The organism is Pseudonocardia sp. C8 (assembly GCF_014267175.1).
GTDB lineage: Bacteria > Actinomycetota > Actinomycetes > Mycobacteriales > Pseudonocardiaceae > Pseudonocardia.
In genome coordinates this window covers 2,875,751-2,897,798 of the sequence record NZ_JACMTR010000002.1, presented here as the reverse complement: position 1 = coordinate 2,897,798, position 22,048 = coordinate 2,875,751, and the positions used below count along the sequence as shown (strand labels likewise).

The following is a 22,048-nucleotide window of genomic DNA, read 5'->3' as shown; positions in this document are numbered from 1 at the left end:
GCTGCTGCTTCGTTCAGCTCCGGTCGTCCGCGAGCGCCCGCGCGCTGTCCCGGGCGGCCTTGGCGCCGGACTGGATGGCTCCGTCGATCCCGCCGACACCCATCGGCGCGATGTCACCACCGGCGAACCGGATGCGACCGTGCGCCTGGTGCATCAGCGGCACGACGGTCGTCAGATTCCCCGGCCGGTGATGCACCCAGGTCCCCTGGGAGAACTCGTCGGTAACCCAGTCGTGGGCGGCGACATCGACCACCTCGATCTCGGGCACGAACAGGCGCAGCGCGCGCTGCACGGCGTCGTGGTCATCCGGGTCGATCGACGAGGCGTCGGAGCAGAAGCACACGACCAGCGTGTCGCCCTCGTGGCGGTACTCCGTCTTGGCCGTGTTCACCGGGTGCTTCCCGACCGGCGCGTTGGCCACGAACGTCTCGATCTCGCCCCGGACCCGCACCCACAGCTTCCGCGTCCTCATCGGGTGCTTCTCCTCGACCATCCTGCGGACCGGCCCGGTCAGCTCGGGCGTGATCCTCAGGTCGTGGAGGGTGTTGAGCGGTACGGCGAGGACGGCCTGCCGGGCCCTGACCCGCTCGCCACCACGGATGGTGACAACGACCCCGGAGCCGTCGTCCTCGACGGCGTCCACCGGACTGGTCAGGCGCAGTTCCGCCGTCGAGTCACCGGCGATCGCGTCGAGCAGCCGCCGCGTTCCTCCCTGGATCGGCCACTGCCCGGCCGTCTCGATGAACGAGCGCCAGTGACCGACGTTGAGCGCGGTCCAGAACAGGAACTGCGCGAGGCCCTGCTCGGTGTAGGAGTGCACGAGCGACGACATCATCCCGTCGACGACGTCCTGCTCGTAGGGGGAGAGGTCCAGCGACTCGAGCCGGTCCGCGAGCGTCTGCTTCTCGATCACGGTGGTGTCCGCGGCGGACAGGTCGAACGGCCGGGGGAACTGCGCCCGCGAGTCGGCCACGAACCGATCGATCAGCGGCTCGCCGACGGCGGCGTACTCGACCGGACTCCCGGAGTGGACGGCACCGTCCGCGAGCCAGTACAGCTTGTCGATCGCCATGGGTGCGGCCAGCGCGATCCCGTAACGTTCGAGTTCCCGCCACACGTTCGGCTGGGTCCAGTGCGCGTAGGCGCCACCGAACTCCACCGACCGGCCGAACGCCTCACCTGCATAGGTCCGGCCACCGATCCGGTCACGCCCCTCGAGGTGGATCACCGAGTAGCCATCGGCAGAGAGATCCCGGGCGGCGGTCATCCCGGCGAACCCTGCCCCGATCACTGCGACGTCATACATGTCGATCACGAGCTCCCGCCTCGGTTCCCGACGCGCCGGAAGCGCATCTCGACGTGTTCACTGCCGCGTTGCCGTCGACGTCGTCGCCTCGCTGCGGAGAACGGTGGATGCGGTCGGACAGCCGATCGACCGTCCACATCGCCCGAAGAACGGGCGCGTTGTAGATCATCGCGGGCGCGAACCGCGGGTGGTCCCGCCACACCGTGACGAGATCTTCGTGGACACTGCCGCCGGCGATTCGGTCGGCGAGCATCGAGCCGACGTAGGGGGCCTGAGCGAGGCCGTGGCCGTTGCAGGCGCACAGGTAGGTGACGTTCCTGGTGGTCTGTCCCGCGATCTGCTGCATGGACGGCGTCATGGCGATCCAGCCACCCCACGTCCGCTCCAGTGGCACGTCGCGCAGCGAGGGGAAACGGGCGTGGAGCCCGCCGGTGATGTCGGCGACGACGGCCGGATCGGATGTACGGGCGGGGAGCGCTCTGCGCCCGCCCCCGGACTCGAGGCGGCGAACGCCCGAGACGATCGTGTTGCGCCGAGTGACCCGGAAGTTCTGCATGATGTTGTGCGTGGTCACGATGCCGGAGCGGCTGGTCCAGCCCGTTGCAGCCAGCCGTTCCGGATCGATCGGGGCGGTCTCGACCAAGCTGACCCAGATCGGGGCGGCGAGTCGCCTCGGGGCGATCGCGAGTTCACGCGCGTGAGCGTTGGTCGCGAGCACGGCCCGATCCGCGCGAACCCGACCGGCGGGAGTGCTGACGACAACACCTCCGCCGTGGTCCTCCACCGATTCCACCGTGGTCTTCTCGAAGACCCGTACACCCGCTCGGATCACCGCACGGCGGACTCCGAGGCTGAACTTGCCGGGGTTCAGCGAGCCCCCGGTGGGCTCGTGGAGCCCTCCGAGGAAGGTGGGCGGAATGCCGAGTTCATGGCTGCTGCCGAACGTGGCGCTCGCTCCTGCTGCCTCGAGGAGCTTCCCGGTCTTGCGCATCTTCTCGAACTGGTGCGGAGTGGAGGCGACCCGGACGTTGCCCGTCGGCTCGTACTCGCAGTCGATGTCAAGTCGTTTCACCAGGCCCTCGGCGAAGTGTGCGGACCGCTCGGAGAAACGTGCGATGGCAGGAAGGCGACGCGGATAGAAGATCCGCAGGAACCTGCCGTCGCCCGCAGGACCCGCTCCCAGCTGTCCCGCATTGCGTGAGCTGGCCCCGTACCCGCAGAACTCGGCCTCCAGCAGCACGGTGTCGGCGCCGTGCTCGGCCAGCCGGAGCGCGGTGGCCATGCCCCCGAGGCCACCACCGACGACCACGACATCGCAGGTGGTCTCGCCCTCCAACCTGCCCTGAAGATCGACCGGCGGGTCGACCCAGCCCGTGAACGTCGAGTAGGTGATCAATGCCACGCCTCCCTGCTCGGAGTACTCCGCCGACCGTGCCCAGGTCGTCGGCGACACCGCGTCACCACTCCGTGGGGCGCCGGGCGCACTCCTCACGAGCTCGGCCTTCGCGTGTCGGACGGACACGACCCTATCGACCGGCAACAGTTCTGACAACGGGCGTTATCTCAATTCAGTGCCAGCGCACGGCGTGCGGGGCGGTGACGTCGATCGGGCTGAGGTCGAGCCCGGCGCGCCAGGCAATCGCGGGAAGGCCCGTCCGTGGCCGTGTCGGGCCCGCGCCGGGGCAACTTCGACTGAGGCCGGACAACGACGACAGCAGGAGCCGTCACCACAGGCCGCCGTGTCCTGTCTCAACGAAGTTGGCACCTCCGCCACGCTGTGGCCTGCGTGGAGTCAGCTTCTGTGAGACGGGAGCGGCCAGGGGTGTCTCAGCGAACCTGGTGCCTGTGGAAGAACTCTCCGCAGGGGTTTGCTCCGGCAGGCCGATGATCCTTCGTACGTTCGGTCAGCTGATCCGGACGTTGATCTGCTTGGCCTGAGTGAAGCCCGCGAGCATGCCCTCAAGCGACACTTCGCGCCCGATGCCGCTCTGCTTGTAGCCGCCGTAGGACTGGCCGACTGCCTGTCCGCCGCCCTGGTTGACCTGCACCCAACCGGCTTCGAGCCGGTGGGCGGTATCGAGGACGACCTCGTCGGTGGCGGGCCGAGCAGCCGCTCCAGTGCGGCGTGGACGTGCAGCATCGCGTCGCGCAGCCGGTTGGTCAGCCGGGTGGACTGCCCGGCCAGGTCGTCGTCGTAGCCGGCGAGAACGCTGAGTTCGGCGAGGGTTTCGTCGTCGGTGCCGACCGGGCGCAGGGTGTGCGGCATGGTGCGGGCGGCCTCGGCGATCACGTGCGCGTCGCGGGCGTCGGTCTTGGCCTGTCCGGGGTGCAGGTCGGCGATGCGCCGCATCGCCAGCCCGGGCAGGTAGGCCACGTCGATGCCCATGTTGCGGGCGACCGCGACCGCCAGCGCGCCGATCGAGGCCGGCTGGTCGACTACCACCAGCACCGGGCCCCGCTCGGCAAGAACGGCCAGGACCTCGCGCAGCGAGGTCTCGTCGTTGGGCAGCGCCTTGTCATGTACGCGCTGGCCCTCGGCGTCGAGTGCGCAGGCATGGTGCTCGGATTTGCCGACGTCGAGGCCGCAGAACACCGCGTACCCGGTCGGAGGCTGATCAGGATCGGGCAACGGCCGCTCCCTTCTCGTCGCGGCAGGCCGACCTGGAGCACCCGCGCCGGCAGCCACGTTACGAGCAGACCGGCGTGCGGTCAGGTCTCTATCAGCGGTCGTTGGCGTCCTCCGGCCGCGGCGACAACACCCCCCCCAGATCATCAAGCGACAGGGGCAACAAGTCATACCGCGGCCGGCGGCCTGCAAGCCTCACCGGGCTTGATCAAGAAGGTAACGGGCGTGAAGTACACGAAAAGGCACAGCGCGACGATTACGGTCATGTAGATGGCGACCCAGGTGGGGTGTCCCGCTCCGATGAATGCGGTCGCGATCAGTGGGGCGGTGCCTCCGAAGACCGCGATCACGATCTGGTGCGCGAACCCCACGCCCGACACTCGTACCGACGCCGGGAACAGCTCTGCCTGGATGGTGGGGTAGACGCCCTGCCAGATGGCCAGCACGACCCTGCCGGACGCCGAGACGAGAACATAGACGCCGAATCCTAGCTGGCTCAGCCGGAGCAGCAGGGGGTAGAACAGGGCGATCATGCCGAGAGCCCCCGCGATGGGGAAGATCTTGCGCCGGCGGAGCCGGTCCGAGAGCGCGCCGCATGCCGGCACGATGACGCTACCTGACGGCTTCGCGGGGGAATGTGTCGCGCACGCCGCGATCGAGGTGGTTTGTCGACGACGCGTGCCGGGCCTGGCTGCGCACCGACGGGGGCCGGCATTCCCCGGGCGATGCTGGACGACATCCTGGGCCAGCACCGTCTCGGCTGCCGATCCGAGCCTCGCTGAGAATCCCCGGTTGGCCGGTGTCGGGGAATGGGCCGACTCACGGAGCTTCGGTCCGGTGCGGCCGGACCGATGCTCCGCGCGCGATCTGGGATGCGCGCGGGACCGCCATTGTCAGGGTGGCCCCGACCACCGCCGGCGCGGCGAAGGCGAGGAACACGGCGACCGTCGACAGGTTCGACGACACCAGCAGCGCGCCGTAGACGGGGCCGACGATCCCGCCCAGCCGACCGGCCGAGAGGGCGGTCCCGATCGCGGTGGCGCGCACCTGGATCGGGTACCGGCTGGCGATGAAGACGTTGATGAGGATCTGGGTACCGACAGCGCCGATCCCCGCCAGCACCACGACGCCGTAGAGGATCGGTCCCGGCAGCGGCCGGCTCATCCCGGCGACCCCGACCGCGGCGATGAGGAACGCGACCGCGGTGGCGGGGCGTGATCCGATGCGGTCGGCGAGGAATGCGAGGCACAGCGGTCCGACGGTCGTGCCGAGGTTGAGCACCACCAGGAACGTCAGCGCGGAACCGAGCTCGTAACCCGCGGACCGCATCAGCTGCGGCAGCCACGTGTAGAGGCCGAAGAACGTCAGCAGTGATGCGAAGGTCATCAGGCAGAACACCACGGTGGTGCGTCGGAACGGTGCCGACATCAGGATGGTGAGTCGCCCGGCGCTCTCCGCCGACGGCGCCGGGGTCTCGGCCACGGCGGGATCGAGACGGAGACGGGCGGCCCACCGGCGGGCGTCGTCCACGCGGCCCCGGCTGCGCAGGTGGATGAGCGACTCCGGCAGGTACACGATCGCCGCCGGAAGGATGACGACCGCGGCCAAGCCACCCACCAGGAACACGACGCGGAACCCGTACTCCGGTCCCAGCACGCCGGCGACGACCGCGGAGGCGGCACCACCGATCCCGATCCCGGCGAACGTCAGGGCGGTGTTGATGTTCCGCCGGCCGGGGCCCGAGTACTCGTAGACCAGGGCCGTGATCGACGGGAGCACCCCGCCCACGCCGAGGCCCACGAGGAACCGTCCCGCCGCCAGGACGGCGATCGTCGGCGCGATCCCGCTGAGGATCATCGCCAGCGAGAAGACCGCCGTGCTGAGCAGGACGAGCCTGCGCCGGCCCAGCCGGTCGGTCAACAGGCCTGCGCCGACGGCCCCGACGAGCATGCCGACGGGCGTCAGGCTGCCCAGCAGGCCGGCCTGGGCCACCGTGACGTTCCAGGTCGTGTCGGCCAGGAGCAGCGGCAGCGCGGCACCGAACGCGATGACGTCGTAGCCCTCCAGCGTCATGCAGGCCAGGCACAGCAGGAGAACGGTGGGCGGGGTGCGGTCGATCGCCGGCCGCGAGACGGGCTCGTTCATCGGACCTCTCCTTCCCGGTCGGGGAACTCGACGAGGTCGAGCCGGCCGGCCAGCAGCCCCTCCACCAGGTCGGTGCGGTGCTCGTCCGGTCCGGACACGGCCACCGTGGCCCGGGTCGTGGTGCGGATCCGCTCGGCCAGCGCGAGGCGGTCGAGAAGGGCGTCGCGCGTCGGCTTCCCGACCAGCCGGACCCCGTCCGCCCCGGCGGCCAGGCACGCGCGGGCCCGGGTGACGACGGCTGCTGCCTCGTCGCCCCAGGCGTCACCGGTGTCCACCGTCAGGTCCACGAGCACGACCGCGCCGGGGCGCAGGTGGCGTTGCTCGCGGGCTTCCCGTTCCCCTGCCACGGTCACGACGTCCGAGGTGTCGGGACCGATCAGCCGCCGGGCCAGCTCCACGTCCTGCCGCACCGACAGCGGCCGCTCGAGAACCCAACGTTCGAACGCCGCGGGATCGAGGTCGGGCGGGGTCGCACCGCCGCCGACGGCGGTCGCGGCGTCCGTCGTCAGGCCGCCCGCCGAGGCGAGCAGCTTGTCCAGCGACATGGCGCCGGCCCGGGTCAGGTAGGACACCGCGAGCCGGGACGGCGCGAGGTCGAGCCTCCGGTCGATCGACTGCCACCACAGGCTGCTGCGGAACGAGCGGTCCTGCAGTTCCGCGGTCGCCGGGCGCTGCCACTGCTCGTACCGGGCGAACGCGTCCGGAACCGAGTCCTCCGCGACGAGCGCGTCGGCGAGCGAGATCGCGCTCTCCATCGCGTGCTTCGTGCCGGACCCCAGCGACATGTGTGCGGTCGCGGCCGCGTCGCCGATGACGACGACGCGGTCGTGGTGCCACCGCTCGCAGGACACCCAGCGGAACCGACCCCACACCGAGCGGTTCCCGATCAGCGGTTGACCCTTCAGGATCTCGGAGAACACCTCGGACAGGTACTCGAGCGCCACCATGTCCGATCCGCCGTCGGCGCGGGGTCCGACGGACATCCCGGCGGCCTGGACGGTCTCGAGGGACGCCTCGATGACGTGGCCGGACATGGTCGAGGTGTAGGGATACGAGTGGGTGGCGTAGACGCCGTGCTCGGTCTCGATCGGGACGAAGGTCGCGGCATCGAGCGGGACCTCCGCGGCACACCAGATGAACGCGTCGCGGGCGAAGCTCTCCCGGACACCGAGCTCCTCGCGCAGCCGCGACCGGGACGGGCTACCGGCGCCGTCGGCGACCACGACGATGTCCGAGTGCCGCCGCAGCTCGTCGACGTCGGCGGTGCTGCCCTCGCGCAGGTCGACCCCGGACGCCCGGCACAGCCGCACCAGCAGCCCGAGCAGGTCCCGGCGCGCGACGGCCACCCCGCGGCTGAACCCGGGGATGCGCACGGTGCCGGTCGGGAGGCGGAACTCCGCGCTCGGCGCGGCCACGCCGAGCGCCAGGATCTCCTGGTGGCTCTCCTCGTCGGCCTGGCGGAACGAGGCGAGCGCGCGGCCGGTCAGGCTCACGCCGAACCCGAAGGAGTCGTCGTGGGTGGAGCGCTCGTGGACGGTCACCGACCAGTCGGGCCGGCGCAGCTTCATCAGCCTGGCCGCGTAGAGACCGGCCGGCCCTCCGCCGATGATGGAGACGATCTTCTCTGCCATTGCTGGCGTCCTCCGTTCGGGAGGCAGGTGGCCATTACCGTTTCCGGGGCCACGCGCCCTTCAAGTACTGGGTGGGATACGGCGCGGCGTCCCGCGGGACGCCGAACGCGTGCGCGGCGCGCAGCGGCCAGGCGGGCTCGCGCAAGGCGACCCGGCCGAGCAGGACGGCGTCCGCGGAGCCGTCGGCCAGGATGTCCTCGGCCTGCTCCGGATCGGTGATCATGCCGACGGCTCCGGTCGGGACGCCGGACTTCGCGCGGACGTCGCGCGCGAACGGGACCTGGTAGCCGGGGCCCACCGAGATCCGCTCGGTCGGCGCGACGACACCGCCCGACGAGATGTCGACGAGGTCCACGCCGAGCGGCTGGAGCTGCGCGGCGAGCTCCGCGGTCTCCCCGAGGGTCCAGCCGCCCTCGGCCCACTCGTGGCCGGAGAACCGCACGAACAGCGGCTTGCCGCACGGCCACTTCTCGCGCACCGCCGCGACGACCTCGACCAGGAACCGGCACCGGTTCTCGAACGACCCGCCGTAGGCGTCCCGGCGGTGGTTGGACAGCGGGGACAGGAACTGGTGGATGAGGTAGCCGTGCCCGCCGTGCAGCTCCACGACGTCGAAACCGGCCCGGTCCGCACGCTCGGCCGCGTCCCCGAACGCGCGGACCACCCGGGCGACGTCGGCGCGGCTCATCGCGCGGGGCGTCGCGAGACCGACCAGCGCCTCCGCGGACGGCGCGATGACGGGCCACCCGCCCTCGGCTTCGGGAATGCTGCCGTCCCGACGCAGCGCGAGCGCCCAGGTCGAGGCCTTCCGCCCGGCGTGGGCGAGCTGGATCCCGATGGCGGCACCCTGCCCGTGCGCGAACTCGGTCACCCGGTGCCACGCCCGTGCCTGTTCGGTGTTCCAGATGCCGGTGTCCTGCGGGCTGATCCGGCCGTCCGGGAGCACGGCCGTGCTCTCGGTCATGACCAGTCCGAAACCACCGGCCGCGCGGGCCCCGAGGTGGACGAGGTGCCAGTCGGTGGGGATCCCGTCCTCGGCGTGCACGCTGTACTGGCACATGGGCGACAGCCACGCCCGGTTCCTGATGGTGAGGTCGCGCAGCCGCAACGGTGTGAACAGCAGGGGCGGCGCCTCCGGCGCACCGTTCACGACAGCCGCTCCAGCACGACGGCCATCCCCTGGCCGCCGCCGACGCACATGGTGACCAGCCCGACCTGCGCGTCGTGCCACTCCAACGAGTTGATCATGGTGGTGACCAGCCGCGCGCCGGTCATGCCGAACGGGTGGCCCACCGCGATCGCGCCGCCGTTGACGTTGAGCCGGTCGAGATCGAGCTTCAGCTCGCGCTGCGAGGCCAGCACCTGGGCCGCGAACGCCTCGTTGATCTCGATGAGATCGATGTCGGAGATGGTCATCCCGGCCGCGGCGAGCGCGTTGGTGGTGGCCTGGACCGGGCCCACTCCCATGATCTCCGGGCTGAGACCGGAGACGCCCGTCGCCACGATCCGCGCGAGCGGGGTCAGACCGAGGTCGCGTGCGCGCTCGTCGCTCGTGACGACCAGCGCTGCCGCGCCGTCGTTGAGCGGGCAGCAGTTGCCGGCCGTCACCGTGCCGTCCGCGCGGAACACCGGGTCGAGCGCAGCGAGCTTCTCCACCGTGACCCCGGATCGTGGTCCGTCGTCACGGGTCACCACGGTGCCGTCCGGCGTGGTGACCGGTGTGATCTCCCGGTCCCAGAAGCCGGAGGCGACCGCCTCCTCGGCCAGGTTCTGGCTGCGGCAGGCGAACTCGTCCTGGTCGGCGCGGCTGACGCCGTAGAGCCGGGCGACGTTCTCCGCGGTCTGCCCCATCGCGATGTAGACGTCCGGGAGTGCGCCGGAGGCCCGGGGATCCGCCCAGGGCGCGCCTGTAGCAGCGAGGCGGGCGGTACGGGCGCCGGCGTCGCCGAAGACGGGGTTGGTCGTGCCCGGGACCGAGTCGCTGTGTCCCCGGTCGAACCGGCTGACCGTCTCCACCCCGGCGGCCACGAAGCTCGACCCTTCCCCGGCCCGGATGGCGTGGAACGCCATCCGCAACGTCTGCAGGCTCGACGCGCAGTAGCGGGTCACGGTCGTCGCGGGGACCGTGTCGAGGCCGAGCAGGACGGCGACGACCCGGGCCATGTTGTGGCCCTGCTCCCCGCCGGGGCAGCCGCAGCCGAGCATGAGGTCGTCGAGCGCGGACGGGTCGAGCCCGGGCACCCTGTCCAGGGCGGCGCGGACGGTGGCGGCGGCGAGATCGTCCGGCCGCATCTGCGCCAGCGATCCCTTGACCGCTCGGCCGATCGGCGAGCGGGCGGTCGACACGACGACGGCGTCGGGCATCGGTGAACCTTTCACGGAGGTGGTGAGCCGGTGGGGACCGGCGTCAGGGCGCGAGGTGCCGCCGGGCGGCGGCGGTGAGGAGCCGGACGTCGCCGGCGAGCCGGTCGACGTCGACGTGGCCCCCGGCGCGGGCACCGGCCACGTACCGGGCCGCGACACCGAGGGTGATGACGGCGAGGCGCCACGCGGCGAAGCCGAGGTAGTAGGGCAGGTCGGACAGGTCGGTACCGGTGCCGGCCGCGTAGCGGGCCGCGAGCTCGGCGCCGTCCGCGAAGCCGGGGAGCTCGCTGCCCGCGGGCAGCACCCCGGCCAGGTCGTCCGGAGGCCGCCAGTACAGGAGCAGCCAGCCGAGGTCGGCGAGCGGGTCGCCCTGCGTGGAGAGCTCCCAGTCCAGGACGGCCCGCACCTGCCCCGACCGCGTGACGATCACGTTGTCGAGCCGGAAGTCGCCGTGCAGCAGCGCGGACCCTCGTTGCGACGGCATCCGCCGGACGAGGATCTCGTGCACCTCGGCGAGCGCCGCCGAGGCGGCGGCGCCCTCGGGGATCTGGCCGCGCCAGCGGCGCAGCTGGCGCTCCAGGTACCCGTCCGGGCGCCCGAGGTCGCCGAGCCCGATCCGGGCGGGATCGGTGCGGTGCAGGTCCACCAACTGGTCGACGAGCGCGAGGCCGCACGCCCGCCGGGCCGGCTCGGGCAGGCCGGCCGCCGCGGCGGCGTCCCGCACGACGACACCGTCCACGAACTCCATCAGGTAGAACGGCACGCCGAGCGGTCCGTCCTCATCGGCGTGGGCGAGCACGGGGGGCACCCGCACGGCCGACCCGTCGCGCAGCGCGGCCTGCACCCGGTACTCGCGCCCGACGTCGTGCGCGCCCCGGACCCCGACCGCGCCCGGCGGGCGCCGCAGCGCCACCGCCCGGCCGGTCGCGTCGGTGATCCGGTAGGTGAGGTTGGACCGCCCGCCGGCGATCAGGACCGGGGTCAGCGGCGGTTCCAGCCCCGGCACGTGCTCGGCGAGCCAGGGCTCGAGCCGGTCGAGCGGGAGTGCGGTCGCCACGCCGGTGCTCACGTGCCCACCGCCGTGGAGCGCTCCCGGGCCAGCAGCTCGGCGATGTCGGCACGGAGCCGGTTCTTGGCGACCTTGCGGATGCTGGTCGTCGGCAGCTCGGCGCGGATCTCGACCCGCTCGGGCAGCTTGAACTTCGCCAGGCCGTGGCCGAGCAGGAAACCGGCGAGGTCGGCGACCGTGGGTGCCGCGGCCCCGGCGCGCGGTACGACGTAGGCGCACACCCGTTCCCCGAGCTCGGGGTCGGGCATCCCGACGACGGCGACCTCGGCGATCGCCGGGTGGGTCACCAGCAGCCGCTCGATCTCGTCGGCGTGGACCTTCTCCCCGCCCCGGTTGACGTTGTCCTTGATCCGCCCCTCGATCGAGTAGTAGGTCGTCCCCCCGATCTCGCGGGCCCGCGCCAGGTCACCGGTGAGGTAGAAACCGTCCGGGGTGAAAGCCCTCGCATTGTGCTCGGGAGCGGCGTAGTAGCCCGGGATCGTGTACGGGCCCCGGCAGGCTAGCTCACCGATCTCCCCGGGCGGCACGTCGGTGCGGTCCTCGTCGAGGATCCGGACCTCGTCGAGCGGGTGGATCGGGGTACCGACGGTGTGCAGCCTGGCCTCGCGCGGGGCGTCCCAGGGGGTCCGCATGATCATGCCCTCACCCATCCCGAACACACCGAGCGCCCGGACGCCCAGCTCGGACTCCAGCCGGGCGGCGTACTCCGGGGTCTGCGGGCCGACGGCCATCCGGCGCAGGGACGCCAGGTCGCTCCGGCCGACCTCCGGCGAGGAGAGCAGGCGGTAGACGACGGTCGCGTTGACGACCATGTCGGTGACCTGCTCCCGGGCGACGAGCCGGGCGATGGTGGCGGCGTCCGCGCCCGGGGCGAGGACGACCGTGCCGCCGGCGAGCATCGCGGGCAGCACGCACAGCACCAGGCCGGCGTTGTGCGCCACGGGCAGCGCGTGCATCGCGACGACGTGCTCGTCCCATTCCGACACGCGCGCCCACGCCCGGGCGTTGCAGAGGTAGTCGCAGTGCAGCCGGGGGATCAGTTTCGGAGTACCGGTGGTACCGCCGGAGAGCTGCAGCAGAGCGACGTCCTCCGCGCCGGCGCGCGGGAGCACGGCGCCGGACCGGTCACCGGGGTGATCCAGGCACAGCGCGCCGTCCACCTCGCCCCGGACGGTCAGCGTCCGGATGTCGTGGTCCGCCCGCAGCGCGACCGCCGCCGCCGGCAGGTCGGAGCGGGGCCAGTCGGCCTGCACCAGATGCCCGCGCGCCCCGGTGATCGTGGCGAGGTCGGCGATGTCGCGCGGGCCCGACTGCGGCAGCGCGCACACCGGTACCAGCCCGGCCCGGACCAGCCCGTACATGCCGACGAGGGTCTCGACCACGTTGCCGGACTGGACGATCACCACGTCGCCGGCGCGCAGGCCGTCGTCCGCCAGCATCCTGGCGACGTTGGTGGCCGCCCGGTCGAGCTCGGCGTAGGTCAGGCGCCGCTCGTCGTCGACCACCGCCACGCGGTCCGGGAACCGCGTGGCGGTGCGCCGCAGCTCCGCACCGATGGTGGTGTCCTCCCAGGCCCCGGCGGCGCGGTAGCGCGCGGCGAGCGGCTCCGGGTGCCGCGGGAACGGCCCGGTCGGGTGCTCAGTGCGCACAGTGGCCCCCCGCCCCGAGGACGTCCGCCGGGAGCGGGTGGTCGGCCGGCACGACCTGGCTGAGCAACGCCGTCGCGCAGCCCGGGCACAGGACCTGGCGGAACACGACGTCCCGGTCGATGTAGGTCGACGGGTCGGCCCAGACGTGCGGTCCGGCACCCGACGGCGGGATCTGCACCCGGGGAAGCTGCGCCAGGTAGTGCTCGCCGAGGTCGCCCAGGTCGGTCCCGCAGTGCCGGCACCGCACCGTCCCGTCGGCACCGAGGACCTGGTTGTCGTCGAGCTGCTCGCCGTCGACGTCCGGATGCCCGGCCGGTTGCTCGCCGCCGCCGTCCAGACCGGCCGCGGTGCGGCGTTCGGTGCGCAGCACCGCGCGCCGGGCCCGGGTTGCCTCGGCGGCCACCTGGCCGGCGTCGTCGAGCACGACCCCGTACACGTCGGTCGCGGCTGCGGGGGAGACCCGGGCTTCCCGGACGTCGGTGGCGACGGCCTCCGGATCGCGGTGCAGCGGGTCCCCGTAGCCGCCGCCGCTCTGCCAGTGCACGAACACCGCGTCGTCGAGGGAGATCCCGGTTTCGACCTCGCCGCCCATGACGTCCCGGGTGCCGCCGACCTCGGCCAGGTCCTTCGGGATCCGGCCGGCGGCCAGCGCCTGCCGCGCCGCCGCGCCACGCAGCACGATGTCGAGCTGGCTGTTGCCGGGATAGCCGCCGGCGAGCCCGGTGTTCTGGCTGGTGGTCTTGCCCGAGCCCGAGAACACGGCCCCGAGCGGGGCGGGGGTGTCGTGCGGGACGAGGCACACCGATCCGCTGACGCCGCCCCGCTGGGTGCCCGGGCCGCCGGAGTCGATCTCCTCCCGCCGCCAGAGCAGCAGCACGGGGGAGGTGAACTCGGTCATCTCGGCGTCCGGGGCACGCCCCATCGGGATGACGAACATGCCGCCGGTGTCCACCCCGTCCCGGTCGACGCCGGCGCCGTAGCCCCCGGCCATTGTGTCCATGACCAGCGAGACGAACGGTGTCCGGCGCTGGTCGACGCCGGCCAGCGCGACCATGTCGAAGGTTCCGGCGCACACCGACTGCACGGCCCGGCGGGAGTGTGGCCGGGAGTCGAGCATCTTGGCGAGGCACTCGTTGACCAGGTTCCCGGCCGCCCAGGCCGGTCCGACCGGTCCCTTCCCGACCGCGGCCGGGAACGACGCGTTGATCATCGTTCCCTCGTCGGCGATGATGTCGAAGCACCGCATCAGCCCGCCGCCGGCCCAGGGGATGTCCCCGGCCAGCACCGGCAGCAGTGCCGACATGATCCCCGCGCGGACCCCCGAGTACGGGCAGTTGATCATGCCGGTCTGCGCGTCGGTGCCGCGGAAGTCGAAGACCAGCCGGTCGTGGGTCTTGGTCATCGCGAGCTCGATCTTGTACAGGCCGCGGTCGCCCTGCCCGGAGTGCTCCTGGTAGCCGGTGGCGCGCCAGGTCCCGTCGGGCAGCTCACGGAGCTTGGCGCGCAGTCGCTGCTCGGCGTCGTCCATGATCCGCTTCATGACGGCCTTGACGGTGTCCGGGCCGTAGGCGTCCAGCAGCCGCCGCATCCGGGTCTGGGCGGTGATGTTCGCGCCCACCTTCGCCCGCAGGTCGAGCGAGAGCAGCATCGGGGTGCGGGACCGTCGGGTCCACATCTCGGCGACGTCGCGCTGCAGCACGTTGTCCCGGACCACCTTGATCGGCGGGGTGGGCAGCGACTCCCAGAAGACGTCCTGGGCGCGCGGTGTCCACGATCCCGGCGCGACACCCCCGACGTCGAGCTGGTGGGCGACCGCGGAGGACCAGCTGAACAGCTGGCCGTCGAAGAAGATCGGGGCGAACACGGTGGCGTCGTTCTGGTGCAGCCCGCCGCCGACCCACGGGTCGTTGCACAGGAACATGTCGCCGTCGGCGATGCCGGGGTTCTCCGCCCGGTGCTGCAGCGTCCAGTAGACGGCAAGGTCCAGGGAGGCCGAGAGGAAGGTGTTGTACAGCCCGATCTGCACCTCTTGCCCGACCTCGTCGCAGATCGCGAAGTCGAAGTCGTTCGCCTCGGTCACCACGACCGAGCCCGACATCCGCTTGAGCGTCTCGCCCATCTCGTCGGTGATCGACCACAGGCGGTGGCGGACCACCTCGTAGGTCAGTGGGTCCAGGCCGTCGACGAGGTCCTGGCCCACCGTGTGCAGCCGCAGGCCGGCCGGCACCCCGGCGCGCAGGGCCTCGACGTCGACGGGGCGGCTGTTGAAGATCTCCGATCCGGGAACCGCGGTCATCATCGCTCCTCGGTGTGGTGGTGCAGGACGAGGTTGCCGAGCCGGTCGATCTCTGCGGTGTCGTGGGCCGAGACCGCGACGGTCGTGGTCGGGACCTCGACGACCGCGGGGCCGGTGAAACGGTCCCCGGGAGCGAGCCGGCGATAGTCGTAGACCGCGGTGTCGACGAAGCCGTACCGCGGGTCGAGCAGCACCGGCCGGTGACCGGTGATCGCGTCGGTGACGTCGTGCCCGGCCGACGGTTCGGCCTCGGGGAGCACGACCTCGGCCGGCAGCACGCCGGTGGCGCGGACGCGGTAGGTGATGAACTGGAAGCCGGCGTCGGAGTACCCGGTCCCCTCGCCGAAGGTGCGTGCGTAGCGCTCCTCGAAGCTGGTGATCACCGCCGCCAGGTCGTCCTCACCGAGCGGTCCCGCGGGGACCGGCGTCGCGAGCTCGGCGAACTGCATGGTGTAGCGGATGTCGATCTCGCGGCGCAGCACGACGTCGACGAGCTCGACCCCCTGCGAGCGCAGGGCATCGCGGGCCTCGGCCTCGAGCGCCTCGAACGCCTTGTTGACCTGCGCCGGCGGCACCGGGTAGGTGGCCGGATCGGACGCCTCCTTGATCACACCGACGTTGCTGGCCGCCAGGCCGTAGGCCGAGAACGCCGCGGCCGACGGCCCGAGCGGCACCACGGTCCGCGCGACCCCGAGCTCGGCGCCGTAGGAGAAGCAGTGCACCGGTCCGGCGCCGCCGAAGGCGTAGGCCACGAAGTCGCGGGGGTCCTCCCCGGACTCGACGACGACCTTGCGCACCAGGTCGGCGGTCTGCGAGTTCTGCACCGCGAACACGGCTGCGGCCGCGTCCTCGACGCTGAGCCCCAGCGGGGCGGCGATGTGCGCCTCGATGGCCTCCCGGGCCCGCTTCACCGACAGCGTCTTTCGGCCGCCGAGGAAGTTGTCCGGGTTGAGGATGCCGAGCACCAGGTCGGCGTCGGTGACGGTCGGCTCGGTGCCGCCCTGGTCGTAGCAGGCCGGGCCCGGGACGGCCTGCGCGCTGCGCGGCCCCACCCGGAGGTTGCCGCCTGCGTCGACGTGCGCGATGGCGCCACCGCCGCTGCCGATGGCCTGAACCTTGAGCATCGGCACGTCGATGATGTGCTGGTTGATCACCGTGTGGGTGGACCGGACGGGTTCGCCGTCGACGATCAGGCCCACCAGGAACGTCGTGCCGCCGACGTCGGTGCAGATGACGTTGCGGTGCCCGAGCTGGTCGGCGAGCCGGGTCGCGCCGGTCACCCCGCCGCTGAGCACCGACCCGACGGTGGTGATGGCGGTCTTCGGGGCCTCCCGGGCGGCGAGCGTGCCCCCGTTGCCCTGCATGACGAGCAGCGGACCGCGCAGGCCGGAGCGTCGCAGCCGGTCCTCCAGCGGTTCCAGGTAGCGGGCCAGCGCCGGCCCGACCTGGGTGCTCATGATCGTCGTGGCGTTGCGGGAGAACTCCCGGATCCGCGGGGAGAGCTCGCTGGACAGCGTCACGTACATCCCGGCTGCCTGCTCGTGCACGAGCTCGCGCAGCCGGCGCTCGTGCACCGGGTTCCGGAAGGACCACAGCGTCGAGATCGCGATCGCGTCGACGTCCTGGTCGATCAGGTCGCGGATCTGCTCGCGGGCCTGCTCCTCGTCCAGCGGGACGATCACACTGCCCTTGTAGTCGATCCGCTCGACGACCTCCTTGGCCCGGCTCTTCGGGACCAGCGGCACCGGCTTGCGGGTGTGCAGGATGTCCTGGATCTGCTCGGGGCTGTTGCCGGCGTACCGGCCGACCACGTTCATGATGTAGATCGAGTCCCGGTGCCCGGCCGTGGTGAGCCAGCCGACCGTGCCGACGTCGCCGATGACCAGCGCGTTGAGGGCCGACGTGGTGCCGTGGGCGATGTAGGAGGTGTCGGCGAGCAGCTCGGAGCAGTCGAGCCCGATCTGCTCCGAGAGCTCGTCGAGCACCCGGACGACGCCCTCGGCGTAGTCGGGCGGGGTCGAGGGCGTCTTGGTCGAGATCATGGTGCCGTCGTCGCGTGCCGCGACGGCGTCGGTGAACGTGCCCCCGACGTCGATACCGATCACGTAGCTCATGCCTGCGCCTTTCCGGGGTGGGGGTGGTCCGCGACGGCCGCGACCCGGTCGGCGCGGCGTTCCGCCCGGAGCTTGTCGTCCGGCTCGGCCTGGGGGAAGCGGTCCTGCAGGGCCGGCGGGATGCCGGCCGGGTCCAGGCAGATCCCGTACCGCTCCAGGTTGTGGGTGTGCGCGAGCTGGTGCAGGGAGAAGGCCGCCCGCACCGCCGAGGGCTGTCCTTGGATGTCGGTCGCCTGGTTCACCGCCTCCTTCGTCAGCCGCAGCGCGAACATCGGCTGCGCGGCGATCCGTCGCGCGAGCGCGAGGGTGGCATCGGTGAGTTCGTCGCGCGGGACCACGCTGTTGACCATCCCGAGGCGGTGGGCCTCGTCGGCGTCCCAGGAGCCCGAGGTGAACAGCAGCTCCTTGGCCTTGCGCGGGCCGAGCTCCCAGGGGTGGACGAACCACTCCACGCCGCAGACGCCCATGGCGACCACCGGGTCGCAGAAGACGGCGTCGTCGGCGGCGATGATGAGATCGCAGACCCAGGCGAGCATCAGCCCGCCGCCGATCGCCCGGCCCTGGACCGCGGCGATGGTCGGCTTCGGGATCGACCGCCAGCGCGCGCACATCTCCAGGTAGATCTCCTCCTCGCGGGCGACCCACCCCTCGGCCCCGGGTTCGCCGTAACCGCCCCAGTTGCTGACCTGGGTGAACTCGTCGTGCCACACGACGTCGTTCAGGTCGTGCCCGGCCGAGAAGTGCGGGCCGGCGGCGGCCAGCACGATCACCTTGACCGCGTCGTCGCGCGCGGCGCGCTCGAACGCGTCGTTGAGCTCGTAAGTCATGCGGACGTCCTGCGCGTTGCGCTTGTCCGGGCGGTTCAACGTGATCACGCCGATCCCCGGTTCGACGACCTCGTACTGAACTGTTGACGTCATCGGCGGCCTTCCTCGGTGTCGTGTGTCGGTGGGTCCGCGGCGAGGGCCCCGGCGAACTGGGTGCGTGCGGCCGCGCGCCGGCGGGGGAGGTGCTCGGTCGGCACACCGTCGGCCGGCGGGGTGTAGCCGCGCAGCAGCATCCGCGCGGCGCTCTGCCGGTGCACCTCGTCGGGGCCGTCGTAGATCCGGGCGGCCCGGGCGCGCCGGTACATCGACTCCAGCGGCAGGTCGGCGGAGAAGCCGAGCGAGCCGTGGGCCTGCACGGCGCGGTCGATCACGTCGTGCAGCACCGCCGCGCCGTAGAACTTGATCAGCGCGATGTCGGTCCGGGCCGCCTTCGACCCGACCGTGTCGATCCGCCAGGCCGCGTGCAGGGTGAGCAGCCGGGCCGCGGCGATCTCGGCGGCCGAGTCGGCGATCCAGTTCTGGACGGTCTGCTTCTCGGCCAGCGTGGATCCGTGCGAGAAGCGGTAAGTGGCTCGCTCGCACAGCATGTCCAGGGCTCGCTGGGCCTGTCCGATCCAGCGCATGCAGTGGTGCACCCGGGCCGGGCCGAGCCGCTCCTGCATCATCGCGAACGCCTGCCCGGGCCGGCCCAGTACCGAGCCGGCGGGCAGCCGGACGTCGGTGAGGACGACCTCGCAGTGGTTCTCGATCTGTCCCGGCCGCGGCTGCGGGTCCTCCATCGAGGCGATGTCGCGGCGGACGTCGACCCCGGGCGTGCACCGGTCGACGATGACGACCGTCGCCCGGTCCCGCGGCGCGGCCTCCGGCTCGGACACCGCCATGACCAGCAGGAAGTCGGCGAGCGAGGCGTTGGTGGCGAACCACTTGTGCCCGTTGAGCACCCAGCCGTCGCCGTCGCGTTCCAGCCGGGTGGACAGCAGGGTGGGGTCGGCGCCCGCGTCGGGTTCGGTCATCGCCACCGACGAGCGGACCGTCCCCGCGAGGAGCGGGTCGAAGTAGCGTTCGCGCTGCTCCGGCGTCGCGTGCGAGGCCAGCAGCTCGAGGTTCCCGGAGTCCGGCGGGGCCGTGCCGAACAGGGTCGGGCCGACCCGGGACCGGCCGACGATCTCGTTCATCAGCGCGAGGCGTAGCTGGCCCCGGCCGGTGCCGCCGTGTTCGGGCGGCAGGTGCGCGGCCCACAACCCGCGGTCCTTGACCTCCTCGATCAGCGGTGCGGCGGCGCGGTCGAACTCGTCTACGTCGAGCTCGAGCGACTCCAGCGGGATCGCCTTGGTGTCGATGAACTCGCGGATCCAGGCCAGCTCCGCGGCCGTCTCGGGGTCGGTGTCGAAGTCCCAGCTCATCGGTGTCCCCCCGGTGCGGTGGTCCAGAGGTCACGCTCGGCCTCGGCGAGCTCGGCGAGCAGCCCGGCCGGCGGTGCGGGGGCGTCGAGCCGGCGCACCCCGAGCGGGTCGATCACCTCGCGGATCAGGCGCAGCTCCTCGGCGGTCGGCGGCGGCGTCGCGGGGATCTCACCGTCGGGAGGCAGCAGCTCGAAACCGGTCGCGGCGGCGACGTCGTCGAAGGTCACGCCGGCGTGCAAGGAGCGTACGCGCATGCCGGCCCCGGTGCGGTCGAAGTCGAAGACGCCGAGGTCGGTCACCAGCATCCGCGGTTCGCCGAGCGTGAGGCCGATCTTGTCGCGCTCCGGGCCGAACCCCAGCCCGCACCGGAAGTCGACCCGCTCGACGATCGAGCGGGGCGTGTGCCTGCGGACGTGGAACGTCAGCTCCTCGAGCCGGACCATGTCGTCGGGGATGCCCCGTGAACCGATGAGGGCGACCTTGGGACGCCGCCAGTCGCCGAGCACGGAGATGTTGCACGACCCGGTCCGGTCGACCTGGACCGGACCCATGCAGATCGCGTACTTGCCCGCCGAGATGAGGTCAAAGGTCTCGATCCAGTCCGAGCCGCGCACCGCCGTCTCCGACGACACCCACTCGTCGTTGAGGGCTTTCGGCGTGGCCGCGCAGTCGTAGCCGGCCATGCTCCCGCCGGCCATCAGCACGATCTCGGGTGCGTAGAGGACCTTCGCCAACCGGGTCGCGATCTCCGCACACGCCGTCGCGCCGACGGCGATGACCTCGCCGCGGTAGATCTGCGCGAGGACCGAGATGACCTGCTCCTCGACCGTGTACCCGCCGGCCTGCTCCGCCGCGCTCACCGGGACACCCCCGCGGCGAGTGCGCCGGCGTACTCGCGCAGCCACTCCGGGTCCGTGCACCGCTCGACGTACTCACCCGCCACTCGGTAGTCCAGTGGGCGCCCCGGGAAGGACGCGGTGAACCCGCTCCCCTCCGGCACCTCGGCCACCCCGTCCACCCAGAGCCGCGAGATGGTCGTCTCGTGCTCGGTGGCGCCGCCGAGCCGGTCGACGACGCGCTCGGCCGTCACGTACACCGTCGTCGCGGCGCGCGCCAGCTGCGGGTCGAGGAACCCGTCCCCGGTGATCCGCACGTTCCCGGCCCGGTCCGCCTCGTTGGCGTGCAGGACGAACACGTCGGGGGTGATCGCCGGGACCGCAGTGAGCATCTCGCCGGTCAGCGGGCACGGGAAGCGCGCGAACGGGGTCCCCGGCAGCTCCATCACGTCCACGCCGAGCCCGCTGCGGGTCGGCATGAACGGCACCCGCCGGCAGCCGGCCTCGACGCCGGCGATGTACATCGCCTCGGTCCACTCCACAACCGGGAGCCCCTCCTTTTCGCGAGCCCGCCGGTAGTGCGGTGACAGCCCGAGAGCGTCCAGCCCGACGTAGGCGAACTGCAACTCGGCCACGTCACCGAGGCCGAGCATCAGGTCGACGTCGGGGCCGCCGAGGAACACCGACACCCGGACCGGCGTGCGCCGCAGCGCCAGTGCCGCCACCGCGGCCATGGGTTTGCGCACCATGCCACCGCCACCGAACGACACCACGGCGCCGGGCGGTACGGCCGCCACCATCTCGTCGAGCGAGACAACCTTGCTCATCCGCTATCCTCTGACTCGTGAGTCGCTAAATCTACTCTGAAGTCGGAAGCTAGCGGTGAGCCGGCTCACCGTCAAGCACGTGTCACGTCGGATCCCGTTGGCCGGCTGCCGACGTGGTCGGGACGGCGGTCGGTGGCTTCGGTGACCCCGGATACGCTGAACCGAAGGTCGACCCGAGTCCGACGGTCGGAGGGGGATGAGACGTGGCCGGTCGCGGTTCGCGTCGCAGCCTGGTCGAGCACGAGCTGCTCGACCAGGCTGCACAGCTGTTCGCCGAGCGTGGCTTCGAAGGCACCACGCTGAAGGACATCGCCGAGTCGATCGGCGTGACCCGGCCGTCGCTGTACCACTACATCGACAGCAAGGAGGACCTGCTCGGGATGCTCGTCAGCGGGCTGACCGAGACCGCGGCGAGCGAGCTGGCCGAAGCCGAGGCCAGCGATCTCAGCCCGGCGGAACGCCTCGCGACGTCCGTCCGGTCGATCTGCCTGCGGATCTGTGCACATCCGGCGCGGTTCCGGCTGCTGGACCGGAGCGAACACCTGCTGCCCGACGCGTTCCGCGAGCGGCACGAGAAGGCCAAACGCGCGATCCTGTCGCACATGAGCCGGATCATCGAGAACGGCGTGGAACGGGGGGAGTTCTGGCCGGTCGACGAGCGCGCTGCCGCGTTCTCGATTCTCGGCTCCTGCAACTGGATCGCCTGGTGGTTCCGTCCCGACGCGCCGGGGGCCGACGCTGGCGCGCTGGTGGATCAGATAGCAGAGATGGCCGTGCGTTCGGTGGCCCGCTGCGATCGCCGGACGCGCTCCTCCGGCATCGACGACACGTTCGCTGCCATCCGGGCCGACCTCGACCTGCTCCAGCGTCAGGTCTCGCGCACCGACGGCGGGGACGGGCGAGGGTAAGGCACGACCTGCCCGACGTCTGGTCCCGCACGCTCTGCGACGAGCGG

General features: G+C 72.0%; 17 protein-coding genes and 1 pseudogene. 1 reads left to right on the top strand and 17 read right to left on the bottom strand.

All coding sequences use genetic code 11. The features are described from left to right. Positions 1 to 13 precede the first annotated feature (13 nt). The 17 genes and pseudogenes from H7X46_RS14005 to H7X46_RS13925 form a co-directional block, all read right to left on the bottom strand. Positions 14 to 1,306: an NAD(P)/FAD-dependent oxidoreductase gene (locus H7X46_RS14005; protein WP_186359821.1), complete on the bottom strand. Its 1,293-nt coding sequence runs from the start codon at positions 1,304 to 1,306 to the stop codon at positions 14 to 16. Continuing rightward, complete coding sequence (locus tag H7X46_RS14000; RefSeq protein ID WP_186359820.1) at positions 1,299 to 2,708, bottom strand: FAD-dependent oxidoreductase; 1,410 nt, start codon at positions 2,706 to 2,708, stop codon at positions 1,299 to 1,301. The genes H7X46_RS14005 and H7X46_RS14000 overlap by 8 nt, the downstream gene beginning before the upstream one ends. 502 nt (positions 2,709 to 3,210) lie before the next feature. After that, entirely contained in the window at positions 3,211 to 3,354 is a 144-nt protein-coding gene (locus tag H7X46_RS13995; protein ID WP_370589071.1) for a hypothetical protein, read from the bottom strand. A 50-nt stretch (positions 3,355 to 3,404) separates the two neighbouring features. Further along, positions 3,405 to 3,935 (bottom strand): annotated as a pseudogene (locus tag H7X46_RS29635) (IS110 family transposase); the annotation flags it as partial. A gap of 164 nt (positions 3,936 to 4,099) precedes the next feature. Further along, positions 4,100 to 4,465: a hypothetical protein gene (locus tag H7X46_RS13985; RefSeq protein WP_222131306.1), complete on the bottom strand. Its 366-nt coding sequence runs from the start codon at positions 4,463 to 4,465 to the stop codon at positions 4,100 to 4,102. Positions 4,466 to 4,751: 286 nt separating this feature from the next. Next, positions 4,752 to 6,077, bottom strand: a complete 1,326-nt coding sequence (locus tag H7X46_RS13980) for an MFS transporter (RefSeq protein ID WP_186359819.1) — start codon at positions 6,075 to 6,077, stop codon at positions 4,752 to 4,754. Continuing rightward, positions 6,074 to 7,708 (bottom strand): FAD-dependent monooxygenase, encoded by a 1,635-nt coding sequence (locus H7X46_RS13975; RefSeq protein WP_186359818.1) that lies wholly within the window; start codon positions 7,706 to 7,708, stop codon positions 6,074 to 6,076. Before H7X46_RS13975 ends, H7X46_RS13980 begins: the two co-directional genes overlap by 4 nt. A 34-nt stretch (positions 7,709 to 7,742) precedes the next feature. Further along, positions 7,743 to 8,858: an NADH:flavin oxidoreductase/NADH oxidase gene (locus tag H7X46_RS13970; RefSeq protein ID WP_370588764.1), complete on the bottom strand. Its 1,116-nt coding sequence runs from the start codon at positions 8,856 to 8,858 to the stop codon at positions 7,743 to 7,745. Next, positions 8,855 to 10,072 (bottom strand): acetyl-CoA C-acetyltransferase, encoded by a 1,218-nt coding sequence (locus tag H7X46_RS13965; protein ID WP_186359817.1) that lies wholly within the window; start codon positions 10,070 to 10,072, stop codon positions 8,855 to 8,857. Before H7X46_RS13965 ends, H7X46_RS13970 begins: the two co-directional genes overlap by 4 nt. A 43-nt stretch (positions 10,073 to 10,115) precedes the next feature. Then, positions 10,116 to 11,141 (bottom strand): phosphotransferase family protein, encoded by a 1,026-nt coding sequence (locus H7X46_RS13960; protein WP_186359816.1) that lies wholly within the window; start codon positions 11,139 to 11,141, stop codon positions 10,116 to 10,118. Beyond that, positions 11,138 to 12,790 carry an AMP-binding protein gene (locus H7X46_RS13955; RefSeq protein WP_186359815.1) on the bottom strand — a complete coding sequence of 551 codons (1,653 nt, stop codon included), beginning with the start codon at positions 12,788 to 12,790 and terminating at the stop codon, positions 11,138 to 11,140. Before H7X46_RS13955 ends, H7X46_RS13960 begins: the two co-directional genes overlap by 4 nt. Then, on the bottom strand, positions 12,780 to 15,086 hold the full coding sequence (locus H7X46_RS13950; RefSeq protein ID WP_370588763.1) for a hydantoinase B/oxoprolinase family protein: 2,307 nt from the start codon (positions 15,084 to 15,086) through the stop codon (positions 12,780 to 12,782). Before H7X46_RS13950 ends, H7X46_RS13955 begins: the two co-directional genes overlap by 11 nt. Next, a complete protein-coding gene (locus H7X46_RS13945) occupies positions 15,086 to 17,200 on the bottom strand; it encodes a hydantoinase/oxoprolinase family protein (protein ID WP_186359813.1) in 2,115 nt (704 codons plus the stop codon). The genes H7X46_RS13950 and H7X46_RS13945 overlap by 1 nt, the downstream gene beginning before the upstream one ends. Further along, a complete protein-coding gene (locus H7X46_RS13940) occupies positions 17,197 to 18,120 on the bottom strand; it encodes an enoyl-CoA hydratase (protein WP_186359812.1) in 924 nt (307 codons plus the stop codon). The genes H7X46_RS13945 and H7X46_RS13940 overlap by 4 nt, the downstream gene beginning before the upstream one ends. Next, entirely contained in the window at positions 18,117 to 19,430 is a 1,314-nt protein-coding gene (locus tag H7X46_RS13935) for an acyl-CoA dehydrogenase family protein (RefSeq protein WP_186359811.1), read from the bottom strand. Before H7X46_RS13935 ends, H7X46_RS13940 begins: the two co-directional genes overlap by 4 nt. Then, entirely contained in the window at positions 19,427 to 20,290 is an 864-nt protein-coding gene (locus tag H7X46_RS13930) for a CoA-transferase (RefSeq protein ID WP_186359810.1), read from the bottom strand. The genes H7X46_RS13935 and H7X46_RS13930 overlap by 4 nt, the downstream gene beginning before the upstream one ends. Beyond that, positions 20,287 to 21,093 carry a CoA transferase subunit A gene (locus H7X46_RS13925; RefSeq protein ID WP_186359809.1) on the bottom strand — a complete coding sequence of 269 codons (807 nt, stop codon included), beginning with the start codon at positions 21,091 to 21,093 and terminating at the stop codon, positions 20,287 to 20,289. The genes H7X46_RS13930 and H7X46_RS13925 overlap by 4 nt, the downstream gene beginning before the upstream one ends. Before the next feature lie 203 nt (positions 21,094 to 21,296). Between H7X46_RS13925 and H7X46_RS13920 the strand changes: the two genes are divergently transcribed. Beyond that, positions 21,297 to 22,001 carry a TetR/AcrR family transcriptional regulator gene (locus tag H7X46_RS13920; protein ID WP_186359808.1) on the top strand — a complete coding sequence of 235 codons (705 nt, stop codon included), beginning with the start codon at positions 21,297 to 21,299 and terminating at the stop codon, positions 21,999 to 22,001. Positions 22,002 to 22,048 lie beyond the last annotated feature (47 nt).